We start from the raw sequence: 25,817 nt of genomic DNA on the forward strand, positions 1-25,817 counted from the left end.
TTGCCGTATCTGATGGCCTAATGAATTGAGCACCATTTTGGCTGGATCACGTTGGACTATCGCTCCCCCTTCATCGGGCCTTCGGATCGAACGCCGCCAGACGCTCCGGCTACGGTTAAGATTCACGTGCCAGGGGCAAATGAGCGCCTGGCAATGTGTGGTGTGATTACTCAGACAGTCGTCGTGCTGGGCGTCGTATCAACTAGGTGGGGGCAATTATGGAGAAGCGCATGGTCGCGTTGGAGCGCCACAACCTACCTGAGCTGGAGATCATCGAGCGCCTGGCAGCGACAGTAGGCCCTGAGGCGTTTGAGGCCGACGTGCGACGCCTATCGGAGCTGCATACTGTCGATCCTGAGTCAGCCATTCAATCGATCAGGCGCTTTACTCACCCCTCCATCATTGGGATGAGCGACACACCCTTTCAAATATTTCAGCGGTTGAGTGACGACCTGGTTATGCGAGCGCCTGCGTTGCTGCAGCGCCCAAGTTATCGGTACCGGCATGGCGATAACACAGCAGTCCCTTTCGAGCTCTGGTTGGCGATCGTCCGGCATGCCCGATCGCATTTTGACCCTGCGGGATTGGATGCAGAATTCTTGATCACAAGAATGCGTGAGGGGCTTTCGAGCCAGGAGGCCTTCGATGCTCTTATTGCTTCAAAGCGCCGCAAATGATGCCAGGGATCGATAGAGGGCGGTAAGCCACTCGGACGTTGTCCGCCACTACTCCATCGCTATGACCCTGAGGTTGGCCAAGAGAGGTCATCTCCCGCGTTGCAATGGCGTGATGACGATGCTCCACAGCGCTTCCGCAGCACCTTCTTGAGACAGCCTCTGGTCGTGACCGGCATAGTGGGACATGCCCAGGGTTTTCAAGTACAGGGCTTGATCATCAGCGTTCACCGAGAGGGACTCGTTGTAGCTGTTGCCAGCAAACGAATCGCCTTGGCTGTAGTAAATCCCGGCACCCAGCTGACCCCCTGTAAATACCGTCCCCCTGGCAACGTCCTGTCCATCCTTATAGATCACTGCGGAAAAGCGATTGGCATCGATTCGACGGTACACCCCTTCATAGCCAGGATTGCGGGCTTGAAGCTCATGAAGCGAGTTCTCGAAGTAGCGAGCGATGTACTCGAAGCTGTCGAGCAAGAACTGATCTTTGTCCCGCTGGGTAAAGCTCTTAGCAACTCGTAGGTTACTCGACCGAGGGCCGGCAGGAGTTGACTGGCTGGACGGCTGTGTAATGACTGACGCCACGCACTCGATTTGCGATGCAGGACTGGGCACAGCCTGGCGGCATCGTTCTGCAGCCTTGCGTACCGCCTGCGCCACCTGCAGGAAAGCTACATCCCGGTCGGGCCAAAGGGTGACCGGTTTACCATCCTCAGGCGTGGCAAGCAGCTTGCCGAAGGGAGCATGGTGCCAATCACACGCGCGCAGAATCACAGGGATGACGATCGCGTCCTTAGCCGCGTGGCGCTCCATGGCACGAGCCATCTCGATGTTGTAGCAATAATCTGAGGCGATGAAGTCTGGGCTCACTAGAAGAAGGATGATTTCGTCACTGTTGATGTGGTTGTCGATGGCCGCATCAATTTCCTGACCTGCACCAATCCGGCGGTCATGCCACGTGTCGATCACGCCCTGGCGTTTGAGCATCGAGAGCTGCTTTTCCAGCTGATCACGAAGCGCTTCATCGGCATGGCAGTATGAGAAAAATACGCTCGGCAAGATCGGCACTCCCTGGATTTGTGATGGCTTTAGATCTTAGGGGCTGTCCTATGACCAAGTACAGGCCCTAGCCACACTGGAGCGTCAGACCTAGACCAGGGAGCGGTACAAGCGTTGGAAGTCAAGCGCCTGATTGATCGGTTGATGACGTATCGAAACTGCATCAGCCTTTGAAGCATGGCGTAAGGCACAGCAACGCGATCCATCGACAGAGTGATCCTGTAAAGAAAAGATCATTGCTCCTTTCCCCACAAGATAGAGCTGTCCGAGCCTGTCTATTTTGGGCCTTTGGCCGGTTTACAGACCGATTCAATCCCCATTATAAACCTACCTCCTGTGAGGCCTGGCTCTAAGGCGAAATTACCTTGGGCAAGTTAGGGCTTCGCCATCAAGATAGGACGTCAAGGAATGCCCGCAAAGATTCAAGTCTCGGAAGCTTACTGCCTAGAGCTTGGGGAAGTCGTTTCCATTACAGATGCACGCAGGGCCTACTTCTCGCAGCCTGAGCCCAGAGCTCGTTTCACGTTTCAGTGTTCCTACGCTGATTGCATGGCGTTGAGCAAGCGGCCCACGGTCACGGCAGTGAACTATGCAAGCTTGCCACAGGATACCTATCGGGCAGCGCATTTTCGCGACCCCGGTGTGGGTCATGCGCTTGGTTGCCACTGGCAGGATGAGGAGCCCGCTGTAAGCGATCAAGACCCGGGAGGAGAGGCTGCGCATAAGGATCGAGAGGCCAAACGTAAGCTCCATGATTTCATTGATGAGTTCGATCCCACCGCCGTCAAACCGAAGGATGGAGATGGGGTGTCAGGGAATGCTGGATCAAAGTCAGCCGATGGTCGTGGGAAAGGCAGCAGTGGTGTTGCGAAAGGCAATTCCTTCTCAACCAGAAACCGCACTAGCAGTTTCGAGCGGCTCGTCGAGTACTATCGCAACGCGCACAAGGATCTTCCGAGCACCGAGTTCTTTGGCCTGCAACTGAAGGTTACGGGTGAGGGGGAGATGCCGCTTATCTCCTACTTTCCAAGCATATCGAAAGCGGCACCCGATTCACCCAGTCGGGTTATCCATGGCGGGGCTCGACTGGAGCCCCGCAAGGGTAGTGGGTTCATGTTTTGGTTCATCGATCGTGTCGATGGAAAGGGCGTTTACCTGAAGGTCACCAAGCAGGAAATGGATGCTTACCGGTTCCGAGGCTTCTTTAACGACATCCTCGCCGAAGATGACGCTGACTATTTCCGAGTGTTCGGTCTGGGGCGTCTGGTGCTTTCTGAGACCAAGAAAAGCTACAGGCTTGAGATTGAAGACCTCAACCGTCTGACGATTTTTGCGGTCAAGAAAAAGCAGTTTGCGTAATTTTTGACGGGCGGTGATCGCTGGTAGTCGGCTGATAACCTAATCGTTGTGTTTGGCGGGTAGCATGATGTCTGTGGGTTGTGGCATACAGGCAGTCGGCGCTTTCCGTTGGGCGCTGTCACTCATGAATACGCCAGGGACGACATGGAAGATATTGAACGTCGGATAGCTGATAAGCACTTCAAGCCAGGCGAGGGGTTTCTGCAGATTTATGCCGAAGACCCAGACGGACAGATGTATTGCTCGCTTCTGCGCCAGGGCAGGAAGATGTGCGCTTCACTGCCCGGCGATAAAGTGAGTCTCTACTTTGTCGATGGGGTCAGGCGCCAAGCCGGCGCGGATTCAGAGCTCAAGGTAGTGATGGTATGGAAGGGTATGCTTGATTTGATATTCAAGCTGGCGTCCCTAGTGACCGTGCATGCCCGGCCCATACCTTCAACCTACCAGGCTGCGCCTTTGCCGTGGCGTAACGACGTCAAGGTCTGGCTTAAAGATGGCGTCTTCGACTGGGAGAGCCCGGACTATTGGTGGTTACACGATCCTGAATACCGGGCAACCTTCGAAACATTTACGTTCGCTATCTTCTGCTTCATCGTTCTGCATGAAGTCGGTCATTTTCATAACCTCCACGCGGTTCGCCGGATGGAGCGAGGTGCACCACTGGAAGCTGAGTCGGCAGCCGATCGAGAGCGGCTGGAGCGGCACGCGAGAGAGGTCATCGCCGATACCTATGCGATGCAGTTCCTGATGGATGAGCTGAAGCAGAGGCAATTTGCCGACGAGACGCACTATCACCCTCAGAGACACATTGCGATTACCTACGCGTGCTTCACTTTCGCGCTCATTTCAGTATCGGCAACATTCTGGGGCTTTAGCGTAGCCATCCCCATGGATGAGTCGCACCAGGAGAACTTCTACCCTGGCCATGCCTTCAGGCTTCGCGCGATTCAGAGCACAGCGTTGGAGCATGGAATAAATGGACTCGAACCTAGCCTGGCTCACGTCCTCGTTTCAGAGGCAATGAAGCAGAGCTTTGAAATCCTGTCGGCTATGTCGGACGGTGATTTCGTAACGTGGGATCAACCGCTTCAAAACCCTATCCATGGTGCTCATTACGAAAAGGTGTGCGAGGAGGTCAGAAACTGGTCGAACCCGTTTTACGGCAGCAAAAATTGATTTGTCGCCCTCGACCCTGAACGCCTCGGGGCCGGAGCCCTAGCAGGCATTCCCAGATGCCTTGAGCGCCTTCGGATTCAACACGGTTGAGGCCTGGAAGTGTTAGCAAAGAGAGTGGCTACGTTCGCCTGAAAAACCTGGACGCCATCGGGCCTAGTGTTGGGATGCCGAGTCACGGTCGCTAGCGCTTCTGCTCGATCTTTTACACCGATCACCACAGAATGTTGCACCGTCACCAGTGCTCGGTTCTGCCTGAGCACAAAAGCCTTCTGTAAGAGCGAAGTGGAAGCCCCTATGCAATCTGACGACCAACTCAATACTGTGGACGTGCTCGATCCTGCCCAGCTCAAGCGCATCGAGTCTCTGCACAGAGGTTTCCTGTATCAGCACCTATATGGTGTGGGCTGCTTGCTCTTGGCGCAGGCTGCCGGCGTCAAAGAGGTGCTAGTCGAGCTTGATGAAGACATCGAGCTCAGTACCGATGCCGGACGAGTCTATGTCCAGGTCAAAACTCGTTCTCAGCCGCTGATGCCTGGCGACGTTGCAGGTGCATTGGAGCGCTTCGAGCAGATTCGGAAGTCGCATGGGCCGGAGGGGCGCTCTGGGAGCGCAAAGTTCGTGATCGTTGCGAACCAGCCTCTCGGCAGAGCGCTTCAAGAGCAGGTAGACGAGGAAAAGACGCCCTCGGATCTGACCTATATCTATCCCGGGTCGAAGGCCCCGCCCCCCGAATACCTTCCGCCTGCGTGGGTGAAATTGGAGGAGGCGGCCCAGTGGTGCGTAGACCTGGCTGAAAAGCTGCAGTTCTCTCTTCTCTCACCTTCCGCGCTGACTTGGAAAATGGCGGGGTTGGTGATGCTGGCGTCCGCAGGCGGCAACGGAAACGCCAAGCACGTATTCCGCACTTCGGACTTGCCGGGCTTGTTCGAGCAACTGATCGTGCAGCTGCAAGATTTTCCTACGCCGCCTGCCTCCTATAGGCCTCAACAGAACGAACCTGCACTCGTATCGGCGGAGCGGGTACGGATCATTTGCGGTTTGTCCGGTGCCGGGAAAACGACTTGGGCAGCCTACGCGGCTCTGCATAGCCCTGAACCATGTGCCTATTACGACGTTGGTGACCTCCCAGGGCCCGCGATTGCGAGCTCGATCGTGCGCGAGCTTGCCTCCAAGTACTCCCAAAAAGACCCCGAAGGTATTCGGAAGATTCTGTTGCCTGGTGCTAGCGGTTACGAAGCCATTCGGGCATTCGACCGATTTTTGGAGCAGGCTCAGGCGCCCTTGGTGGTTGTGATCGACAACGCACACCGCGTTCCAGTCGCCCACCTGCGAGATTTGCTGAACGCGACGCGCCACATCCGTTTCACTCTTCTGTGCCAGCCTCATGAAAACGTCCGTGAACTTGAAGCGGTCATGACGTTGCGGCGTGAGACGCTTCTCGGGTGGGATCTGGATACCGTGGCGCGGGTGGCTAGTGACGCCGGCGCGTTCGGCAGTGCTCAGGCATTTGAGGAGCTCCGAACATATTCCGGTGGGTTGCCGCTATACGTTGACAGCGCCGTTGCGGTTGCCATGTCGGAATATGGCGGCGACATCGAAGCGCTTTGTGTCGATCTCGGCCAGCAATCGAACGTAGTGGAAACGGCCCAGGAGGTCATCCTGGCTCGCGTTTACGATGGTTTCGATGAGGTTACCCAGAACACGTTAGCCATTGTCAGCCTTGCAGATACAGGGCTCACGCATGAGGAAGTCGTCCGTTTGCTATCGGCTACGCTCAAGCTGTCCCAAGGCGGCGCAGCAGCGGCCATCAAAAAAATCCAGGCGACAGGGACAGTTGAGGTGTTTGGCGCCAAGACACTCAAAGTCCATGACGCTGTCCGTACTTTAGGCCTACGTCACCTGGAGCTCATGGGCGAGCCCGTGATTACTGAGGCATTGGTAGCGCTGAAGGAGCTGCTGATCCGAAGCCTGGAAAAGAGTCGTGATGTTTCGCGGTTTTCGCTACTCACGCGTGTTTTCATCAGGCTCCACGATGTGATGACCCTGATCGGCCTCGCAGGCGAGGAACTGTTTTACGAGATGGGGATATCGGTCGACATCACCTCCAGCTTGAAGCGGGCACTTGATGCGGACGAACTCAACCCACACGAGGCGTTCTGGGCGCTTGATGCCCTTGTGTTTTCCTACATGCGAGAAGGGCGCTTTGACGAGGCGGCTGAACCTCTCTCGATGATGCAGCAGCTTCTTGATACTCACGGATTCGAGGCCCGCGAGCAGATCGCATGGGCGATGCGAAAAGTGCTGCTGGCCTCCGACCAGGGCCGTGCGGACGAGGTTGAACAGGCGGTAGCGTACGCCACCCCGAAAATCCCTGACCCCGACTACCGCCGAGTATTCGATTACAACCACGCAGTCGCACTGTGGAAATTGAAGCGCCACAAAGCCGCTGAAGCGATGTGCGAGAAAGTGGTCAATGAATACTTCGAGATCTTGGGGCTGACGCCTAAAGCTGTGATGGGCAAAAATTCGGATGTCCTGTGGGAGGTCATCAAGCGACCACCAAATGTCCATGAACACATCAAGCACCTTGCGGACGCCCTGGAAGTGTACGCCAAAGCTCGCGAAGGCCAGGGATTGAAAGCGCCCTTGCAACGTATCCATGCCATGAAATTTTATGGAATGGTGGAGGGGTACGAGTCGATTGTGCGGGTCGGGCAAGACCTGGCCGATGAGTTTGTGGGGATCAAAGACTTCGTGGGTGCAAAGGAAGTCATGGAACAGCATGTCCTGCCGGTCGTTACTGGGGCAGGTCTTATCGGAAGGCTGGTTCAGGTCAGAAGTCAGTATGCGGTGATACTGGCTCGGTGCGGTGATCACCAAGGTGCAATCTCTGAAATCAGGCGGCTAGACCCCTACCTGGAAGGTGTGGAAGATTGGCAGAAGCAGGAGCTGCATGGCCAAACTCTACTGATTGGCAGCATCATCAGTGAAAGCAGGCGTGTGGCGTTCCGTTCCCAGGTGGGGGCAGTAGGTCGCAACGAGCAGTGTCCGTGTGGGTCAGGGCGGAAGTTTAAAAAGTGCCACGGGACATAAGCCCGTCGAGGACTGATGTGCCCGATAGCTACTCGGGCACGCATCTCTTGCCAAAGTTGGTCAGCTCAGGCTCGCCGACCAGTCGATCCGCAAATGGCGCATTTGGGGCTCCCAGTCCTCTCGCGGTTTTCTGGCAGCCGGCATACATGGAACCCAGCGAGCCAGGCGCTGCTCCGTCAAGGTGTACAAATGGAAAAAAAAATTGATCCTGTCCTTCTAGAGGCCGCAATTCGAGTGTTCGGTAGCGAGGCGCTTGCAATGCATTGGCTGATGACCCAGGCAAGCGCTTTAGCCGACAAAAGGCCGGTAGATGCGACCGTTGAGGATGTATTGGAGTTACTGTCGCGCCTGGAGCATGGTTTTGGTGCTTAACGAACCGAGCCTCCGGCTATGATAGGTTTTCATGTCGAGGATTTCGGTCAGGATCATCGTATCGGTAGCCCGTTGGGTCTTTCACAGCGATGTCCTATGCTCGATTCGCTGTGCTTGATCAAGGACGCGTGGCATGCCCAAGATAAAACCGTTTGATATGAAGCTCCTGGATCTTCTCTTCGAGATGGAAGGGGGGTACGTTTTGGATTTTTCAAACGCTACCTTCAGCCGGTTCTTCCTCGGGGAGTTGGAGATCGATATTGATGATCAACTCTTCACCGCCGATGGTACGTCCAAGGCCAAGCGTTTTCGCAGCTTCCTAAACCTTGCAGATACCCAGACGTGTGTACGAGCCTTGAAGGCCGTGTGGGCCCATCGACAAGCTCGCTTGTTGCACGAAGGTCGAGATGACCCAGTCGCAAGTGCGGAAGGGCGTTTTCTGACCCTGATCCAAGATTTGGAATCGGGAACCTCCAGTAGCGGCGTTGCAGGAGACCCATTTGCCGCAGTGCGCAAAGTCAGCATTGATGAGGCGGCCAAGCTCAAGCAGGCTCTACTAGATATCCATAAGCTCGCGGCTCAGGCACGTGGTTATGCGTTTGAAACGTTCCTGCAGCAGCTGTTTCAGGCCTCCAATCTCCAACCACGTGCCCCATTCCGGAATACCGGGGAACAGATCGACGGGAGCTTCCTGTGTCGCGGTGACATCTACCTCGTCGAAGCGAAGTGGGTAACTAACCCCATTGGAGCTGGTGAGCTTCATGTCCTTCAGGGCAAGATCAACGAAAAGGCTGCATGGACACGCGGAGTGTTCATCAGCTACTACGGCTTCACGGATGTTGGACTAGAAGCCTTCGGTCGTGGGAAAAGCCTGGTATGTATTTCTGGCAAAGATATCCGCGACGCGTTCGACAAACAGATACCGTTCGCCGACGTTATTGACCGCAAGGTTCGAGCTGCCGCAGAGACCGGATCGGTGTTCGTTGAGGTGAACAGCCTGTTTTAGATCGAGAGCTATCTTCAGTCCGGGATAGCAGTTAGGCGTTGACTGACTGTATTCTTGCCCCACCAACAACGTAGGAAGCTAACAATGTCTCGCCTTGCAGAATTCCGCCGTCTAGAGCAGCAGCTTGCCCAGCAACTCGCCGAGCTCGAAGCAATGAAAAATGATGGTTCTATCCAGGCTGAAATGCAGTTCGAAGACAAACTCCGCGCGTTGCTTGGCGAATACGGATACAGCCTCGCGATGTGATTAGCATTCTCGACCCGCAAGCTGGCACTCGACGTCAGGCTCCTCAGGTTCATGAGAAGTCCACCCGCAAGTCTCGTGAAGTCAAGGTCTATAAGAACCCGCACAACGGTGAAGTCGTACAGACCAAGGGCGGCAACCATGCTGTTCTGAAGGAATGGAAAGCTGAGCACGGTGCTGAGACCGTTCAATCGTGGCGTCAGTGAGCGTCACTTCTTGACGCAGCGAATGCTTGATAGGTAGCCTCATCTGGTATTTGTCCAGCACCATTTCCTCTCTGAGTAAAAGACCTCTTTAACGGCACCCTAAACCCCGTCGTGGAGAGCTGGAGACCCCGAGCTAGACATCAAAAACCGCCCCTGATGGCGGTTTTTTTCTGCCTGTTTTCAGGCTTTGATTGGCTGTATTGGCTGCCATCAACGCGGTATGGAGTCCCAGAACCGGAAGTTCATCTTTGATTCCAGGTTTTGAATCCCCTGGGCTAATTTGACCAGCGTTTCATGCGGCAGATTACCCGCCTTCGCTTGGGCCTGAGCCTCGGCAAGGAGCTCTTTTCGCTGCTTGTCGCGATAGCGATTCAGCTTCAGGCCGGCAACCATCGCATGAGCCTGCATGGCGATCATTTCCTTGTACTCCCGGAAGAAAGGAGCAAAGGGGCGCACGCTTTCGGTTATGTCCTGACACACCTCGCCCTTGTCAGCTAGACGATCAAAGTGACACGGGTTCACCATGACGCCTTTGGAAACCTTGATGGATCGTACCCCACTGTCTCGGTAGATCTTGTTGACCAGTTCTGAGCAGTAGGAACATTTGGCGCCGGCCCCGTTGATAGGTCTAATGCTGTAGGGCTGCTGGAGGTAGTAAGCGCTTCGCAAAAGCATGCGCTCACGATGTTCGTCAGTCACCGTGTTGAAACGAATGATCCGCCAGTTGTCCTCAACATTACTCAGTACCTCTGCAATGGTGTGGTGCTTGACGCCGATACCCATGTTGGCATCGATGCAGACCACATTCGCGTGCACCATTGCAGCGTGGCTTGCCCTGGCTTTCGAGTAGAACGGGGTCTGGGCTGCCACCAAGGCTTTGGATTTAAATTTTTTGCCGGTTACCAGGATGACGTCGCCGGTCTGAAGAGTCCCGCTGAGCTCTGCGATTTTGGAGGAATATTCGTTCTCCTCGCGTCTGACCATCGCTCGGTACACAGGGAACTGATGTTCAGGCACACCACTCATCCGGGCCACGAAATCAATGCTTTCGTCCGGAGCGGCAGCGAAGTCTTCGAACGCTTTGGCGGCTTTGCCCTCGTCCGCCATAAGCTTTAATACATCCGCCCGTGCGATGTTCTGAACCTCTTCCGCGAGCACCTCTAGACCCTTCATTCCTGCTTCCTTTGACTTGGATGGCACACTGCCGAACGCGGCAAGAGAATTCCACTTCTCCATCTCCGCGTCAAAGGCAGACGTTGTAGTGCAATGCTTGGAGAATGAAGGTGTCGAGTACGTGATTGGTATTCCTGGTGAGGAAAACCTCGATCTGCTGGAGTCAGCGAAGCGCTGAACGACGCCGCGCACTGGGACTTCACTCGCTTTATGGCCATGGGGGTCTTGGACAGTGGGGGCGCGGCACCCTGCGCCTGGTTAGCGTACCGGTCGATCCGTCCAGGGGCATGCGCCGGGAGTTGATGAGCTAAAGCCTCACGACCAAGTTGGATCAGCTTTGGACAGTGTTATGCAAGTGACCTGATAGGGAGCAAGGCAGCGGTAGCTGTCCTGGCAGGATCAGACATGCGGCGCCACAAGGGGGTAGCAGAAAGCCACTAAGCTGGCTACATTCCATTGCTGTTCATGGCCAGGGAGTTTTTCGAACGACTTGGCGCTGCTGGGGCGGCGTGACACTTATGCCAAGGCCTCGAAAATTCTGGTCAATTTGCTGCAAGGATTAGCAATCATGTTGGTTAAGGTTTCAGCGTTCGACATAGATCTCAACTCGGCGATATTTGACCATCAGGCAGTTGCGGATATTGCAGCTGGGGTAACTGGGATCGTCTTTGAAGAAAATCGTACATTCTACTTCGACACAGCCGCATTTCCAGGCTTCTGCGTTGGCGTGATAATCACGGTTAAAGACCAAAAGAGCTTCTGCACCCTGGATGTCGGCGGTGCAGCTGGGGCTGTAATTAAGGTGAACAACCTTGATGAGCATAACCAGATCATGGACTTCAACTTCTTTGCATTGAATATAGAAAATGGAATTGGGGTTTATCAACACTATCACCAGTCCGCTCCACTATCGGTGCTAGAGCGACTGCTGAAGGTACAAGTTCGAACAGAGAAAGAACGGAGAATCGCCGCAGCCGTCGCTGCCGAAGAAGCAAGGCTCGGCAAGAAGTTAAGTGCTAGTCAAGCTGGCAAAATCCAGCGTGCGCATAAAAGCTACCTCAAGGTTGGAGTAGTAGTCAGACCTGAAACGCTCAAAGCTCAATTGGAGGAGTATGCGAAAATCAAAGGCATGGAGTACACCTATACAGTCCTGACGCCTGAGGTATTAGAGGCAACCCCTCTGAGCAACCGAATAAAAAAGAAGAAAGAGACGCTTGTTTTCACAAATCCAAATATCGTAGACAGTTTGGCACGTGAGATCTCTGCCGCCGTCAGGCAATTCGGCATTAACCGAGGCAAAGTTATTGTCGAAGATGATGAAGGTGTAACCCGCCATATCAAGATCATGGATATGCCTGAGGTATTGTGGGAGCAAGAGTACGAAACCGTGGTAGCTTTGATAGACGACATCAACCCAAACGACTTCGCCAACAATGACTACCTGAAATCTCTCGTAGATCTATTTGACCATGCCGACTACACTCACCTCCTGCGAGCCAACGTCTGATGAGTACCTTTGGAAAGAGCGATGGCTGGGTCTTCTTGATCAGCACCTTGGTAATGATTGCAGTATGCGTTATCGCAGCTTCTATACCAGGACTGGTCGCCTGTTACAAATCCGTGCTCACATGCCTAGACCTTGAGGGCATGACAAAACTTGCAAAAGTCTATGACGACAAGCTACGGAGTGACTTCTTTGCCGGTTTCTTAGCCGTAGGTGCATTCTTGCTATCCCTTAAGACCTTTATTGTCATGACAATGAAGATCAATGTTTATGATACCAGCAACTACGAAGACACCTGGAAAAAGCAGTTTGCATTAGACCCTAGGGTCGGCCCACGCTACAAAGGTTTAAAGCGATTGAATGACTGTCTATTCAATTCAATATTAGCTTCATTAGTTGCAGCTGTGGCACAGGTCAGTATTGGATTAGTAGGAGGTGTAGTGATCACGATCCTCTGTGTGTGGCTTTGTGCGATCTCAGTCATATATCTGACATTCTGCTTGTATCTCGTAAAGCGAAACTTGGACTCTATAATACCTACCTCCTAAAATATATAGCGCACTGCATTAGCTGTTTTTTGAACCTTGCCACGATAAGATCTCTCCCTAAAACGGATAACAGACACCTGGCAATGTTATTAATGAGAGCATTGCCAGCCCGTGTGGGAATTCTAACGACACCCGATGATTGCCACTGCCGTGGTCGAGCCAGGCAAGGCCTGTGAGCTTCAGAGCGCAGTACACTCTGTCGAACTATCGGATTCAGAGGTGGCAAGTATGTCACGCGATGACTTCAAACAGAGCACCATAAAAAGACTGCGGGACAGGGTCGCACATCGGTGCTCGAACCCGAGCTGCAGAGTCGCCACATCAGCCCCACAGGATGAGGAGGGGGTGACCAATGTCGGTAAAGCGGCGCACATATGTGCCGCCTCGCCTGGCGGTGCCCGGTTCGACGCTGGCATGACCAGTAACGAGAGGAAAGCCTTTTCAAATGGCATTTGGCTCTGCGCGAATCATGCAGATGAAATCGACCGGGACGTCAACACCTACACGGTCGAGTTGCTCAAAGCGTGGAAGAAACAAGCCGAAGCCACTGCTAAGGCCGAGCTCGGCAAACGCCAGCCCTCAGCTCAAGACGCACCCGATCTCTTGGCCATGACTCTGACGGGATTGCCAAAAAGCTTCTTGCCCACTGCGATTCAGAATGCCCATACAGCGACTGCACAAGTCCTGTCACAGACTGATCCTCGCTTCGATGTCATCACCAAGTACGATCCTCATCACGGTACCGTCTTCCAAGTGAATGCGAAGGAAAACGTGCAGCTTGCTATGACGGTAGGGGGAAAAGATGCCCCAGTGGCTGCTACAGGTTTCAACGCGCTGTTTGAGCATGGCCAAAGCCTAGAGCTGGACATGACCAACGTCGCCATCCAGGGATCGCCACTGTTCGACGCGATCGTGGACATGACCAAAGGCGCGGGGGGAAAGATGCAGTTTTTTCGCCCTCCTACCCGTGTGATTCAGAAGATCATTCTGACGGATCCGGACACCCTAGAACCGCTGGTGTTGGACGATATGCCTGGAGAAATCGTGTGGGGCACCAAGTCGTTCCGCCTCAGGGGGGAATCCATGGCAGGGATGCTCAAGCTCGTTGCCGAGGTCGACGATGGGGGCGCGGTTTCCAATGTGAACTTCAACATCAGCGTTGAATGCTGGCAGTCGCGCCCGGTCAACCAACTGCCCTGGTTCTCGAAAATCGCGCAATTTGCTGAAGCTGCGCTCAACGGATGGAAGGTCTCCCTCATAGTTGAGCTCGATGGTGAGCGACTTTACGTCATGTCGATCAATTTGCGGCCTGAAGGCTTCAAGCGACTGACGACTTTGATGACCTATTTACAGTGGGCGAGACGCCTCACGGAGTTTCTGGGTATATCGATCAATGTTGACCTGACCTCTGGTCTCACAGATGAAGACTATGTTGAGCTGAAAGACAGCGTTGATGCCATTGATGGGTTCTACAAGCCGCTGGAGAGCATCAAATTCCCTATTCGAAGCGCGACGAGAATGGGTGAAGACGAGGCCAGCCAGTTCCAAAACCAGCGATATCGCTTCAAAGAATTCGACGCCTCGGAGCAGAAAGACATCAACGTATTTGGCCAGGCGGTTTCTTTACCCCCGGTTCACATCATGATCAGGAACGGGCTCTTGGAGCTGGTGAGGTACGAGAATACGATCGCCAGCTTTCATATCTATCCACTGGAGGACTTCGACGCGTACTGCCGGTTTGCACAGAAGCCATGAGAGGCGGCTCAGGGCTTGCTGATGCTTGGTCAGTCACCAAGGGCAGGAAGCAGACGAAATCTTGAATCGGCCTGTGCTTGCGAGCTGGAGGCTTTATTTACGGAGCCGTTCGCAAGCAGCTCGCGGCTGGAAGTGCTTGGTAGCCCATTACAATCTGAAAGCCTTTAGCACCATGCTCTCGACAAAGGCATGAACCGCATCATCACCCTCTTGCCGATCCAAAAGGTAGTTGGTGCTAACGTCGATTTCCTCAAAGGCGCAGGCGTAATCGGGCTTCAGTGCTCGACGACCCTCCGGCACTTCGTACTCCACGCGAATGATGACTTTCTGGTCGTTAGACAGATTCCAGAACTCAGAGAATGTCTGGGCTCGCGACTTGAACCAGAAGCGCACCCAGTTCGCGCGCAAAGGTTTTTTGCCTTTGCCTGCTACCGGTTGGAAGTCGCTGATCAGCATCAAGACGATGATGACCTCGTGCTCTTGGAGTGCGCGGTAGCGCCACACGTGTTCCTTATCGGCCACCTTACCTGCCGGTCAAGGCGTACCCGTGCGCTGGTCAAATCCGATGCAAATGGCTGGTCAAGTCGAATGCAAACAGGTGGTCAAGTGGGATGAAAACGCTTGGTCAAGCCAGGTGCAATTTCTCATCCTCGGAACGATCTGGAAACTCAAGGCGCATAGGTGGCTGTCAGCCCTATGATAGAGCTGTTGGTGACCCAAGCCGAAGGTCGCTGCTCAGGAGTAGCCTCAGCCGCGTCACTTTCTTCCTCAGCTTACGTGCTGGCGGTGCAGTTAGGCCTACGCTTTCGTATCTGGATTCGCTTGAGACCAAAGCACACATCACCAGCTCAGAGCAGCTCTGCAATAAATGGTTACAGATCCCGATTGCAGCTGCGACCATGGTGCAGCGGCCAAGCCGGGGCATCCGACTTAACATATTGTTTCAAATGGCGATCCGACCTATTCGATCTCGCCGAGTTGTACTGGATTCAGAGGAAAATGCCGTATGCAGTCAGCCTACACCGTCCTAATCCTGCTGACGCTCGTGAGCGTCTCAAAGCTAGCTGGTCGGCTGCTCCCCATTCCGTTGCCACTGGTGCAGATCGGGGCAGGTGCTCTGCTGGCTTGGCCTAATCTGGGCCTACATGTCGTCCTCAACCCAGAACTTTTCCTTTTTTTATTCCTACCTCCGCTCCTTTTCGTCGATGGCTGGCGAATGCCGAAACGTGAGCTCTGGCGGTTGCGGGGCCCCGTTCTGACCCTCGCCGTGGGATTGGTGTTGTTCACCGTAATCGGGGCGGGCTATTTCATTCACTGGATCCTTCCAACTATCCCTTTGCCAGTGGCGTTCGCCCTGGCAGCTGTGCTCTCACCCACAGATGCGGTGGCCGTATCGGCTATTACTCAAGGCAGGCTGCCCAAGCCCTTGATGCATATGCTGCAGGGCGAAGCGCTCCTCAATGATGCGTCGGGCCTGGTAACCTTCAAGTTCGCCTTAGCCGCAGCCATTACCGGCGTGTTCTCCCTTACCGATGCAAGTATCACGTTCTTCCTTGTCGCGTTGGGCGGCCTGGCGGTGGGCGTCGCACTGAGCTGGCTGCTTGGGCGCCTGCGTATGTGGATGATTGCCCGTGGATGGGATGACCCGGCGACCCACGTGGTGTTCATGCTTCTGCTGCCATTCGCCGCCTATGTGCTGGCCGAGCGCTTGGGTGTTTCGGGCATTCTCTCGGCAGTGGCTGCCGGCATGATGCAGAGCTGGCTCGATCTATTGCCAAGACAGACCAGCACCCGGTTGCTCAACCGTAGCGTTTGGTCACTTCTCGAATTTGCTTTTAACGGGCTCATATTTTTACTGTTGGGCTTGCAATTGCCCGACATCATCAAGGCCGTGGTCAGCCACGAATCATCGCTGTGGCCCACGCTTGCATATCGCTGCCTGGACGTAATCGCGATATTTGCGGTGCTGGTATTGCTGCGCTTCGTTTGGGTGCAAAGCACCTGGCGGGGTGTCGGTAAGATCCGTCGCTGGAGCGGGAAGCCCGAACTGGCGTTGTTACCAACAGCGCGTTCTTGCTGGCTACTGACTTTGGGTGGTGTGCGTGGGGCCGTAACCCTGGCGGGCGTTATGTCGGTACCGCTGCTCATTTCTCCTGGCGCGTCATTCCCCGAGCGCGATCTGCTGATTTTCATCGCTGCTGGCGTGATCCTGATGTCGCTGGTCTCGGCCTGCATTGCGCTGCCTTGGTTGCTCCGTGGGGTAGACAGAGGCCCGGATGAGGCCCTGGAGCAGGAAGTGCAGGAAACTTGGAAACTCACTGCTGAAGCTGCCATCCACGCATTGGAGGCAGAAGACGTAGCTGTGCCAGGCGCAGCCCCAGATGCCGCTCAGGCTGCCATGGCTGCAGAGCTGAAAGGGCGCTTGATGGCTGAATACCGGGAAGAGCTGGAGAGCTACAACGACACTGCAGAGGCGCGCGCCTTGGCTCAACAAATGGATCAGCTTGAGCGCCGCCTGAGGTTGACGGCGTTGCGGGCGCAGCGCTTGGAGCTCTATAGCCTCCATCGTAAGCACCTGGTCGGGGATGACGTGGTGCGCAAGGTACTGGGCGAGCTGGACATGAGTGAGGCGAATCTAGGGCAGGGTTGATGATTATCGGATACCTCGCAAGGTCAGAGTGACACTGGACAGCCTCCAGATGTCACTCAGGCATATCACGACTTACCGCCTTTATCATTGCGAGTAGGTAGTCGGACAATTTTGGACGATTTGTATAGCTGCAACTCAGCCTCAAGCTCGTGGAGCTTGTTGTGGAGCATTATCTCACGGCCAATTGAAGCTTCTAGTAATGCGCGTTGATGTTCTGCTTCAGATTTGTAGTCCTTTTTCACTGCAGGCTTAGTTTTTTTTAAGGTGCTCGCCTGGATTGCACGGGCCTCATCAATGGCTTGGATCAACAGGGTGTTGGACTCTCTGCCGCTTTTTATTGCACCAGGCTTACGTCCTGCCTCGACGGCAACGGAGTCATTGTTTATCACAGTACCTTTAGGCACAACTATAGTGGTGTTGCTAAGCATTCGGCTTATTGCTTGGTAGTAGTGGCCATGCTTTCTAGTGTTCTCGATCACTGGGTGACCTCTGCGTAGATTCGCTCTAAGTCGTTAAGTTGTGCGATCTCTGAGCGATACTCTAAAGAGGTTACGTCCAGAACAGAAATGAGTTTCTGTTGCTGAGTCATAACAGATTTTATCTTATCAGGAAGTATCGCAGCGTCGGGGCATCCATTGCCCGACACGCATCGTGTTAGGGTAGGGTGTGCTACCATTTCACAACCATTGATGCTTGTACACCCGCCTGTAAAAGTCGGGCGCCACGCTTTCCTACCATTTTTGAATTCAGATAGAGTCTTTTCTTTGTCCGAGAGCGTGATCAGGATCGGCGCCCCATAAACTTCTGCGTGTAACACCTTAGCGTGTCCTCCTTTGACCTCATCATGACGCATAAGAACATCCCTGATGTACATGATAGAGTCCAGCTCCGCCAGGTTGTCTTTTGAAAAGTCGTGCATGATATGGTCAGGCGACGGGTTAAAAACGCTACGCACCCTGGACGAGCCGCGAGCATAATAAAGAGACATTTCTACCGAGAGGTGCTTGAGCTGCCTTCTGAGTGAGGAGTGCCGTACCAAGCCACTTTTAGCAGCGTAAACTGCTAGGGAGCGCCGTAGCTGGTGCAACGTAAATGGCCAGGGTTGCCCGACTGCAAAGTTTCCACCAATGTCCCAGTCCTGGAATGGTGCAACCTCTTTCAATTCGTCCAGATCGGCTTGCTGAATGATGATTGGCGGTAGATCTGAATCGTGGTCGATTGAGTTGAGCTTGGAGACTTTGTAGTCCCCAACAATGGATTGCTCAGATCGCGAATTGAGTGTACTGAAATTCAGATAACTCCTGCTAATAAACAGGGGTAGGTCATCGAGATCTGAGTCTTCGATATAAAGCGCTCGTGCTGCGAGCCGGCAAATAGACTGACTGGCCTTAATCGCTGGAACCACGTGTTTGCAGGTGATCCAAGAGGTTAAGAAGCGATGTCGTGTTAACTTCGTACTGATCCCGATTAGGTGCCGGATTCTTCCATAGGGACGCTTCTTAACCCTCAAGCAATTATACTTCAAGCTCTGGGCTTCGCCTCGGCGCATACCGGAATACGCCATTACCTGAAGTGACGCGCAGTACTGTACCAGGCCGAGGAAACCGCTTAGGCTGGCGGCAGAATTAATATTGTATTTTTCTGTCAGTTCAGTTAGCCCGAGTTCAATGGCGACACGCTGAAAGTTAGTTGCAGATTTCACCATTGTGTCCGGCACATCGTAATGCCACTCATAGCCGGTGAGGTAGGAATGACAAAGAAGTGAGATGTTATTGACGCGAACAATCGCTTCTTCGTTTCGAAGGTAGTCGTCAATTACCTCTTGAATGGAGGTCAGCTTTTCGAAAAGTATTCGTGATGGAATGACGGGGTGTTGAAAACCTTCTTGCTTCCGAGATTTCAGATATGGGATGACTTGTCCGGCATTAAAATAATGGCCGAAATTCTCTATGGTGGCCCCACTGAGCCTAGTCAGAATGCCTCGGAGTGTTGCGAGATCGCCGGCATATAATCCTTTAGTGATCTTAGTAAGCACGCTTGCGTCGGACAGTACCTCGTACAAGTTGAGACCTGATTCGAAGCAACGCTTCTTCAAACGGTTCAAAACACCATTTGCTGTATGCATGTAGGCGGCGGACAGGTGCTCGTGCCATGGCGAGAATTTCGATAACTGGATTGCGGCCAATATTGTCTTCTGCTGGTGGGTCAGGGCATCCCACTCTAGAGACTTTGGTGATTCTGGCCTTTGAAACCAGCAATTATTGGGGCCGTTAGCAGTAGGGGAGTAAGCCGCGTAGCTCCAGTAGTTATTAACGAATCTGGATAGCGGCTGACCCTCTCTGTCATAAGTCATTACGAAGTCAGGGTCAGGGTTGAAAAAATCAAACCCCTCGGCAGACGCATATACCAGCGACGCCCCAGTCAGTTCGGTCTTGCGTTTGGTATTTGCCCTGCTCACTGTATGACCTCCATCTGGACAAGCATATCGAGTTTGAACTGCCAGTATTCCGTAATCGCCTCGTGCTGAAAAACGTCATGCCGGATATCTTGGACAAGTTTATTCCGGGCTTCGTCGATCGAAGATATTTCTGTGAGTATCCAGTCGACTTTGCGTAGCAGCCCGGAGAAAGCGTAATCGAAGCTCTCTTTTGACTTGGCTGCTGGTTCGGAAGCAAGAATCACATATTGCATGCTGATAATTTTACGGATGTCCTCGGCGTCTGCATGCAGCGAAAACTTATCACAGTTCAGACACCCTTCGAAATGTAAGCAGTCCGGTTGAAGAGGTACTGTCGGTATTAAGGACTTCGGGTCGTTTTCAGCGTTACAATGGCCAATTGGGATGGCTTTCTTTTTGAACTTTATGAATTCTTTCGAGAAGGCGTTGAAGTATTCCGAAAAATCCTTCTCCCAGTTTTCAAAGGTTCCCTTCGAATAGCTTCTGATGACGCTCCTTGGCGAATTTTGAAGTATGGTCGAAGCGGTTTCGGCGCCAACAGCATCGAAGGCGGTACTTCCGTTAATCGCTCGCCACTCGCGGTAATCAATGCCTACAAAATCTGGATAAAGCTGGGCCTGGATGCGCCGGTAGTGCCGGCGTAAAGCATTAACGGGAAGGCGCCGGACTTCGTTGTTCCGATACAGAGAAAGAAAAAGATATTTGTGCTCTCTTCCGTTGAGCAAAAACTTTCGTAGCTCCAGAAATTTTTCAAATGAGCTAAGAGTCTTGGCTCTGATTTCAAAGGAAACCTCTTTGCCATGGGCCCGATACTTTATGGTGCGTAGCTTAGGGGTCTTCCTGTAAATGCAATCCTTGAGTAGTAGGGAGTCGTCCCAAGTGAATGATATAATGGATTCTTCGTTGGCCGAGGTGTTTGCCGTAAACACTGTTAGGTAGGCATCATGCGCCCATTGAGCCAGGGTCACCCGTTGCCAGCAGGAAAAGTCACTATTGGCTTCTTTGAGCTTGAGGCTCTCTTTCTCTAACTTCCCAATGCACCGATCTGTTGGTCGTTCCGAAGAGGTGAATGCCCATTGGGTAGCCTCCTCTAACGAATAGATTTGTCCCGTCTTGTAATTCCAGAATTTGCTCTTTCCCCATTCGGGCAGATTCGCGAGCATGCACTCCGTGGCGCCCCAAGATTTGTTGGGTAAAACCCAGACTTTTTCCCTGGGTAACGTAATCTGATGCGGAAATGATCTTTTATTTATGAGAAAGTCGGTGAGCTGATCAAACAGCTTTATGTTTAGAGCGTAGGATTCCTTTATGTCATGATAAGAGGGTGGCTCGGTGATTGAGTCAAGGTTCTTTCTGGATCGTTTGATGCGTTTGACGCCCTCCTGAAAATATGACATGGGCAAATCAAATATCCAGGAACCTCCCATCATGCAGTGAGTTGTTTCAGTGGCCACCGTATGCTCACCTAATTTCCCATTCAGCAGTTCTTTGCGCAGGTGGCTCACCCGGCTGTCAACCGCATTTTTGTAGGAAGTTGCGTTTGACATTAGGTCAGGAAGATTATTGTTGTCAGCCCATCTTACTAGGTTGCAGAGATTGGAGACGATACCGGGTAATGACTTAGGCCTGTGGGCGCCTGTCAGAAACGATATGGAAATTGAAACCAGTAGTCTTCTTACTGCGTTGAATCTAGAGGGACTCGAAGGCCTTTGATTGTCCGCAGCCTCAAAAGCGAAAAGGTAGGTGGGCAGCTTGACATCTTCAAATACTAGGTATGATTTTGTGAGGTTAAGGGTATTGATTAAATCCTCAATGTCCGCTAGCCCATGATGGGCTGGGCTGAATTCAATTAGTTTTTTGTAATAAGTTTGCTTGGCCATCTAGAATGATTCCATCAGCGTGGTTTCAATGGCCTCGTAGCCGACGTTCAAATCTGCTGAAGTAATTCGGTAATTCAGGTAGAGGAGAGTTGTCTCAATTTTTGAGTGCCCCATTCTGTCCTTAAGATTATTTAAGGCGCTAATAAAGCTCAATTCGTCCTTATTGATTCTCGCCCAGAGATCCTCTGCGTAGTTCATTCCAAAGGTAGCTCTCAGATCGTGGAAGCGAAATTTAAAGGGAGTGGGGCACTGATCGAGAAGGGGCTGAAGCTCTCGGCGTATGGTTTGTCTAAGCGCATCACCTTTGGGTATGTTCGTATAATCAGCCGTCGCGGCATCATCTTTCGCTGAATAATATGGGATGCCGTCATTTGTGATAAAAATATAGTCGTTCTCTTGGACGCTAGCCGACGCCTTGTTTTTTCGCATTAGGTATCTAGGCGAATCGATGTATACAGCAAGTCGATAATGTAACCACTCAGGAATGTAGAGTACATGTCTCTTGCTTTTCTTTGTGTCAATACCAGTCCCTCGCCCTACTGGCAGTGCAAATTTCCTAGTGCCGTTTTCCTTTGCGTCTCGACGAATATGGTGGGTTCTCAGCGTCAAAACGGTCTGAATTCGTCCACCACTAATGAGGCTAATTAGGCACATCAACTGTAGTTCGGTATTGCCTGTCTGAAGAAGGCAGTTAATGAGGTTCAGCTGTTCCTTTCGGGTGTGTGGTCGCAGAACTCCACCATCGTTAATAGTTCCGTCCTCGGAGGATTTTGCAATTGTCGACTTGGAGCCTCTTAGGCTGTTTTTTGTTATGACTTTTTGATGCTCAAAACCTTTGTCATCCAGATAGCTAACTATCTTTGTGGTTTCGTCCCAGAGCGAGTTTTCTGGTGAGAAGTCGTGCTGCCTACGAAGCCAAGTGTAGAATCCAAAAACGCATCCTAATTTCTTTTCTTTGGTGGACTCCCCCATCTCTCCCGCGTCAACTTTCCTGTTCAGTAAGGCGGCGTAATAGTAAGTCGGTCTTCTGAGTTTGCGAGTCGGGAACTCAAGATAATTTAGCCCTGCGTCGTTCATTTCGGCCATGAATAGGCGAAGTTCGCGAGCGATGGTCATCAGCGTCTGGGCGTCCACCGTGCCGTTGTGATGGCTCGCTTCGATTTTGCTGAGGAGATACAAATTTCCGTGATGCCAAGGAGCGCCATCGCTCATCAGGAGGGCAGGGTAATGGGTGTACTCCGGTAGCTCTTCTCCTAGCCAGCTCACGAAGGGAAAAGGCTCTCCAGCTGTCCTGGGAAGCGGGTGCCCGTCAGCATCACGCGTCATCGCTGTGCTTAGCGCTAGTCGCCGTAGCTTGAGGATGTTGAGCTGGATGGGTTCGACGGCCATTGTGGCTCCTCCTGATGTGTCCATAATGGCAGCGCAGAATGGAGTACGATTCAAGCCATCCTAAACTGGGGTGTGGCTGGCGCATGCCCAAGCGTGAATTGTGGCGCCTGCGCGGGCCGGTGCTGACGCTCGCGGTCGGGCTGGTGCTGTTTACCGTGGTCGGTGCCGGCTACTTCATTCATTGGCTGCTGCCGACGATTCCGTTGCCGGTGGCCTTTGCACTGGCAGCGGTGCTGTCGCCGACCGATGCGGTTGCAGTTTCGGCGATTTCGCAGAACCGCTTGCCCACGCCGCTGATGCACATGCTGCAAGGCGAGGCGTTGATGAACGATGCCTCAGGCCTGGTGACGTTCAAGTTCGCGCTGGTCGCGGCGGTGACCGGTGCATTCTCCCTGGCCAATGCCAGCCTGACCTTCGTGCTGGTGGCCGTCGGCGGGCTTGCGGTCGGCGTGGCGCTGAGCTGGCTGGTCGGAAGGTTGCGCGCCTGGATGATTGCCCGGGGCTGGGACGATCCGGCGACCCACGTGGTGTTCATGTTGCTGCTGCCATTCGCCGCTTACGTGCTGGCCGAGCGGCTTGGCGCGTCGGGCATTCTTTCGGCAGTGGCGGCGGGGATGATGCAGAGCTGGCTCGATCTGCTGCCGCGCCAGACCAGCACCCGGTTGCTCAACCGCAGCGTCTGGTCGTTGCTGGAGTTTGCCTTCAACGGTTTGATCTTCCTGCTGCTCGGCCTGCAACTTCCGGACATCGTTAAAGCGGTGGTCAGCCACGAGACATCGTTATGGCCGACCCTGTTCTATCGCTGTCTCGATGTGGTGGCGATTTTCCTGGCGCTGGTGTTGTTGCGCTTCATCTGGGTGCAGAGCATCTGGCGGCTGTCGGTGCTGCTGCGTCGCTTGCGCGGCAAGGGTGATCTGACGCAGGTGCCGACCGCCCGTTCCTGCTGGCTGCTGACCGTCGGCGGCGTGCGCGGTGCGGTGACCCTGGCGGGCGTGATGTCGGTGCCGATGCTGATGGGCAGCGAGGCGTTCCCCGAGCGCGATCTGCTGATCTTCATCGCCGCCGGGGTGATTCTGTTATCGCTGGTGGCGGCCTGTATTGCGCTGCCGTTGCTGTTGCGCGGTATCGAAAAAAGTCCGGACGACAAGCGTCGTCAGGAAGTGCGCGACGCCTGGCGCAAGACGGCGGAAGCAGCGATCCATGCGCTGGAGACCGAGGAGGTCAACCCGCAGGACGCCGCGCAAGCCGCCCTGGCAGCGGAGCTCAAGGCGCGGATCATGTCCGAGTATCGCCATCAACTGGAGGTCTTCAACGATTCGGCGGAAGCCCAGGCGCTGGCGTTCCAGATGGATCTGCTCGAACGCCGCTTGCGCCTCAAGGCACTGCGCGCGCAACGCCTTGAGTTATACAGCCTCAGTCGTCAGCACCAGATTGGCGATGACGTTCTGCGTGAAGTGTTGGGCGAACTGGACTTGAGTGAGGCGAATCTGGGCTCGGTCAAATAATGGCGTCACTTTGGTTCGCATGGGTTATTGCGCTTGTTCGGCAGGGTAGGGGTAGGCCTTCGACATGAACGTCTTGTCCTTTTCACTGAGCTCCAGATTCAGATCAATCTTGAAGTCGCCGTGGGTCCAGTCCTGACGCACGGCGTAGTGCATGATCGATTTCGGATCGTAGGGCAAATGGTCGAAATCGCTGGCGTCGAGCAGGTTGAAGTAGCGTTCATCGACAGATCGGCGGGCGTAATCGTCTTCGTCGGCGTTTTCTTTGACCCAGTGCGCGGCATAGACCGCTGCCTTGTTCCAGGGGATGTTCGATTCCGGATGCAGGTGCTCATGCTCGGCCCCCAGCGCATGCCCGAACTCGTGCATGACGTTGGCGGCGAAAAACGCCGGTGCCTGCAGATCCGGCGACAGCCTCATGGTCGGGCCGTCCTCGATCAGCAGTGCGTGGGTGCCAATCATCGACCAGTAAATCCCGGGCTCGCTGCTGATTCGGATATCTCCCGATTCACCCTCGACGAAATCAAAGTTCAAATTGATGTACGGCAGCCATTCGCTGGCAGCAGCCTTGACCGCATCCTTGAACGGCTGGTCGCCGTTTAAGAAGGCAACGCGCAATGTTTGACCTGGTGTCCAGAAGTGAGCCGGTTTGCCAATCGCACGTTTTTTACGACCGGGGGCGGTGATAGTCGGAATCATGTTCAAGTGTCCTTGCTTGTAAAATTGATAGTTGAATTTCCCGGGATCCGATGGGTTCGGGTGGTGTTGAAGTTAGTGGTAGATGTTAGTTTGTGAAAGTTGTTTGATGTAAGGTTGTGTGTTTTCAATTCAAGTTTGCCAGGCGTTGCACCTGGCAAACTTTTTAGTTTGAAATGTCCGAATTATTTTGGATAAAGCAGCTTCATCAATTGTTTGTCTTTTTTACTGATCTTGCGGTTTATCGGTACTTCCCAGTTGCCGATGGTCAAATCGTTCGATACAGGATGATGCATGATCGATCGCCTGTCGTAGTTCGTATAAATCGCATCCAGCGTATCGAAAGTCGCGAACAGGTTGCGGTCGACCTGTTCGCGAGTCAGCGGATTCATTTCCCGATTCCGGTAAAACTCGTAAACCTTGGGTTTGTCCCACGGAATATTGGCTTGAGGATGCTGATGTTCATGCAGGGCGCCCAGTGCATGGCCGAACTCGTGGATCACGATGGTCTCGAAATCGGGATGCTCTGGTTTGACGCCCAGATTCATCGTTGGATGGTCGGGATGTATCAACAGGGCATCGGTACCCAGCATTGAACTGTTGTCATTGTTTCGGGTTGCGATGCGGATATCGCCTTTCAGATCGTCGACGAATTCGAAGGTCAGGTTGATATAGGCCAGCCATTTACGAGCCGCATTGATAATCCCTGTCTTATGATCGGCGTCGGGTGCGTCAATAAAAGCAATTTTCAATGTTCGGCCATTTGCCCAGAGTTTCGAATAATTGACCACGGAGCGTTTGCGGCGAGAGCCTGCTGTGCTTTGGGTGCCGGCATTCGCCGGGTTCTCGTTGATGGCGGCGATGTAAGCGGCCTGGTCGTCCGGCCATTGAATCAGTTGGCAATCCAGAAGTTCTTTCATTATTGACTTCGTCCATGAAGTTGCAGGTTGATTTTGGGTGGTGCGCACAATGACGCGACTCAAGACTAACGTCTGGCCAGCGTAAAGGTGGGGTAGAAAAAGCGGGGGAAGTGTTACGTCATGTTTGATCGCCCGTGCCGGATTGCCCGGCACG

18 protein-coding genes and 3 pseudogenes are annotated in these 25,817 nt (G+C 53.5%); 12 read left to right on the top strand and 9 right to left on the bottom strand.

Annotated features, from left to right (window positions below):
• Positions 1 to 230 precede the first annotated feature (230 nt).
• Positions 231 to 677, top strand: coding sequence for a hypothetical protein (locus AWU82_RS15870; protein ID WP_223290639.1), 447 nt, complete (start codon positions 231 to 233; stop codon positions 675 to 677).
• An 87-nt stretch (positions 678 to 764) separates the two neighbouring features.
• Here AWU82_RS15870 and AWU82_RS15875 read toward each other — a convergent pair whose 3' ends face one another.
• Positions 765 to 1,733, bottom strand: a complete 969-nt coding sequence (locus AWU82_RS15875; RefSeq protein ID WP_064378990.1) for a toll/interleukin-1 receptor domain-containing protein — start codon at positions 1,731 to 1,733, stop codon at positions 765 to 767.
• Between the two features lie 408 nt (positions 1,734 to 2,141).
• On the opposite strand from AWU82_RS15875, the gene AWU82_RS15880 reads away from it, so the two are divergent.
• The 6 genes and pseudogenes from AWU82_RS15880 (at position 2,142) to AWU82_RS15905 (ending at position 9,188) form a co-directional block, all read left to right on the top strand.
• Positions 2,142 to 3,092, top strand: coding sequence for a hypothetical protein (locus AWU82_RS15880; RefSeq protein ID WP_064378991.1), 951 nt, complete (start codon positions 2,142 to 2,144; stop codon positions 3,090 to 3,092).
• Positions 3,093 to 3,236: 144 nt separating this feature from the next.
• Entirely contained in the window at positions 3,237 to 4,268 is a 1,032-nt protein-coding gene (locus AWU82_RS15885; RefSeq protein WP_064378992.1) for a phage exclusion protein Lit family protein, read from the top strand.
• Between the two features lie 294 nt (positions 4,269 to 4,562).
• The gene (locus AWU82_RS15890; protein ID WP_064378993.1) at positions 4,563 to 7,361 is read left to right on the top strand and encodes an SEC-C metal-binding domain-containing protein; all 2,799 of its coding nucleotides are present in this window, start codon (positions 4,563 to 4,565) and stop codon (positions 7,359 to 7,361) included.
• Positions 7,362 to 7,550: 189 nt separating this feature from the next.
• A complete protein-coding gene (locus AWU82_RS29230) occupies positions 7,551 to 7,733 on the top strand; it encodes an MbcA/ParS/Xre antitoxin family protein (RefSeq protein ID WP_064378994.1) in 183 nt (60 codons plus the stop codon).
• Between the two features lie 133 nt (positions 7,734 to 7,866).
• Positions 7,867 to 8,739: a restriction endonuclease gene (locus AWU82_RS15900; RefSeq protein WP_064378995.1), complete on the top strand. Its 873-nt coding sequence runs from the start codon at positions 7,867 to 7,869 to the stop codon at positions 8,737 to 8,739.
• Between the two features lie 84 nt (positions 8,740 to 8,823).
• Positions 8,824 to 9,188 (top strand): annotated as a pseudogene (locus tag AWU82_RS15905) (histone-like nucleoid-structuring protein, MvaT/MvaU family).
• 210 nt (positions 9,189 to 9,398) lie between these two features.
• Here AWU82_RS15905 and AWU82_RS15910 read toward each other — a convergent pair.
• Positions 9,399 to 10,361: a YiiX/YebB-like N1pC/P60 family cysteine hydrolase gene (locus AWU82_RS15910; protein ID WP_064378996.1), complete on the bottom strand. Its 963-nt coding sequence runs from the start codon at positions 10,359 to 10,361 to the stop codon at positions 9,399 to 9,401.
• Between the two features lie 61 nt (positions 10,362 to 10,422).
• On the opposite strand from AWU82_RS15910, the pseudogene AWU82_RS29235 reads away from it, so the two are divergent.
• The 3 genes and pseudogenes from AWU82_RS29235 to AWU82_RS15920 form a co-directional block, all read left to right on the top strand.
• Positions 10,423 to 10,536: pseudogene (locus tag AWU82_RS29235) on the top strand (hypothetical protein); the annotation flags it as partial.
• 315 nt (positions 10,537 to 10,851) lie between these two features.
• Positions 10,852 to 11,868, top strand: coding sequence for a hypothetical protein (locus AWU82_RS15915; protein ID WP_190241485.1), 1,017 nt, complete (start codon positions 10,852 to 10,854; stop codon positions 11,866 to 11,868).
• Between the two features lie 890 nt (positions 11,869 to 12,758).
• Positions 12,759 to 14,168, top strand: a complete 1,410-nt coding sequence (locus tag AWU82_RS15920) for a hypothetical protein (RefSeq protein WP_190241486.1) — start codon at positions 12,759 to 12,761, stop codon at positions 14,166 to 14,168.
• A 147-nt stretch (positions 14,169 to 14,315) separates the two neighbouring features.
• Here AWU82_RS15920 and AWU82_RS15925 read toward each other — a convergent pair whose 3' ends face one another.
• On the bottom strand, positions 14,316 to 14,690 hold the full coding sequence (locus tag AWU82_RS15925; protein WP_190241487.1) for a hypothetical protein: 375 nt from the start codon (positions 14,688 to 14,690) through the stop codon (positions 14,316 to 14,318).
• Between the two features lie 484 nt (positions 14,691 to 15,174).
• Between AWU82_RS15925 and AWU82_RS15930 the strand changes: the two genes are divergently transcribed.
• Positions 15,175 to 16,818, top strand: coding sequence for a Na+/H+ antiporter (locus AWU82_RS15930; RefSeq protein WP_064379001.1), 1,644 nt, complete (start codon positions 15,175 to 15,177; stop codon positions 16,816 to 16,818).
• Positions 16,819 to 16,883: 65 nt separating this feature from the next.
• Here the strand turns inward: AWU82_RS15930 and AWU82_RS15935 are convergent, their stop codons facing one another.
• The 4 genes from AWU82_RS15935 to AWU82_RS15950 are packed head-to-tail and all read right to left on the bottom strand — an operon-like array spanning position 16,884 to position 22,545.
• Positions 16,884 to 17,246, bottom strand: a complete 363-nt coding sequence (locus tag AWU82_RS15935) for a hypothetical protein (RefSeq protein ID WP_154660700.1) — start codon at positions 17,244 to 17,246, stop codon at positions 16,884 to 16,886.
• Between the two features lie 47 nt (positions 17,247 to 17,293).
• Positions 17,294 to 19,276: a hypothetical protein gene (locus tag AWU82_RS15940; RefSeq protein ID WP_064379003.1), complete on the bottom strand. Its 1,983-nt coding sequence runs from the start codon at positions 19,274 to 19,276 to the stop codon at positions 17,294 to 17,296.
• Positions 19,273 to 21,156 (bottom strand): hypothetical protein, encoded by a 1,884-nt coding sequence (locus tag AWU82_RS15945; RefSeq protein WP_064379004.1) that lies wholly within the window; start codon positions 21,154 to 21,156, stop codon positions 19,273 to 19,275. The genes AWU82_RS15940 and AWU82_RS15945 overlap by 4 nt, the downstream gene beginning before the upstream one ends.
• The gene (locus AWU82_RS15950; RefSeq protein WP_190241488.1) at positions 21,157 to 22,545 is read right to left on the bottom strand and encodes a site-specific integrase; all 1,389 of its coding nucleotides are present in this window, start codon (positions 22,543 to 22,545) and stop codon (positions 21,157 to 21,159) included.
• 74 nt (positions 22,546 to 22,619) lie between these two features.
• Here AWU82_RS15950 and AWU82_RS15955 point away from each other — a divergent pair.
• Positions 22,620 to 24,050: pseudogene (locus AWU82_RS15955) on the top strand (Na+/H+ antiporter); the annotation flags it as partial.
• A gap of 24 nt (positions 24,051 to 24,074) precedes the next feature.
• On the opposite strand, the gene AWU82_RS15960 reads toward AWU82_RS15955, so the two are convergent.
• Entirely contained in the window at positions 24,075 to 24,746 is a 672-nt protein-coding gene (locus tag AWU82_RS15960; RefSeq protein ID WP_064379006.1) for a M12 family metallopeptidase, read from the bottom strand.
• A gap of 182 nt (positions 24,747 to 24,928) precedes the next feature.
• Positions 24,929 to 25,663 carry a M12 family metallopeptidase gene (locus AWU82_RS15965; protein WP_064379007.1) on the bottom strand — a complete coding sequence of 245 codons (735 nt, stop codon included), beginning with the start codon at positions 25,661 to 25,663 and terminating at the stop codon, positions 24,929 to 24,931.
• Positions 25,664 to 25,817 lie beyond the last annotated feature (154 nt).

Source organism: Pseudomonas glycinae (assembly GCF_001594225.2).
Lineage (GTDB): Bacteria > Pseudomonadota > Gammaproteobacteria > Pseudomonadales > Pseudomonadaceae > Aquipseudomonas > Aquipseudomonas glycinae.

Excerpts from the sequence above, each read along its gene's own strand:
- AWU82_RS15870 (WP_223290639.1), top strand. The coding sequence starts at position 231 with ATGGTCGCGTTGGAGCGCCACAACCTACCTGAGCTGGAGATCATCGAG.
- AWU82_RS15880 (WP_064378991.1), top strand. The coding sequence starts at position 2,142 with ATGCCCGCAAAGATTCAAGTCTCGGAAGCTTACTGCCTAGAGCTTGGG.
- AWU82_RS15885 (WP_064378992.1), top strand. The coding sequence starts at position 3,237 with ATGGAAGATATTGAACGTCGGATAGCTGATAAGCACTTCAAGCCAGGC.
- AWU82_RS15890 (WP_064378993.1), top strand. The coding sequence starts at position 4,563 with ATGCAATCTGACGACCAACTCAATACTGTGGACGTGCTCGATCCTGCC.
- AWU82_RS29230 (WP_064378994.1), top strand. The coding sequence starts at position 7,551 with ATGGAAAAAAAAATTGATCCTGTCCTTCTAGAGGCCGCAATTCGAGTG.
- AWU82_RS15900 (WP_064378995.1), top strand. The coding sequence starts at position 7,867 with ATGCCCAAGATAAAACCGTTTGATATGAAGCTCCTGGATCTTCTCTTC.
- AWU82_RS15910 (WP_064378996.1), bottom strand. The coding sequence starts at position 10,361 with ATGAAGGGTCTAGAGGTGCTCGCGGAAGAGGTTCAGAACATCGCACGG.
- AWU82_RS15930 (WP_064379001.1), top strand. The coding sequence starts at position 15,175 with ATGCAGTCAGCCTACACCGTCCTAATCCTGCTGACGCTCGTGAGCGTC.
- AWU82_RS15935 (WP_154660700.1), bottom strand. The coding sequence starts at position 17,246 with ATGCTTAGCAACACCACTATAGTTGTGCCTAAAGGTACTGTGATAAAC.
- AWU82_RS15945 (WP_064379004.1), bottom strand. The coding sequence starts at position 21,156 with ATGGCCAAGCAAACTTATTACAAAAAACTAATTGAATTCAGCCCAGCC.
- AWU82_RS15950 (WP_190241488.1), bottom strand. The coding sequence starts at position 22,545 with ATGGCCGTCGAACCCATCCAGCTCAACATCCTCAAGCTACGGCGACTA.
- AWU82_RS15960 (WP_064379006.1), bottom strand. The coding sequence starts at position 24,746 with ATGATTCCGACTATCACCGCCCCCGGTCGTAAAAAACGTGCGATTGGC.
- AWU82_RS15965 (WP_064379007.1), bottom strand. The coding sequence starts at position 25,663 with ATGAAAGAACTTCTGGATTGCCAACTGATTCAATGGCCGGACGACCAG.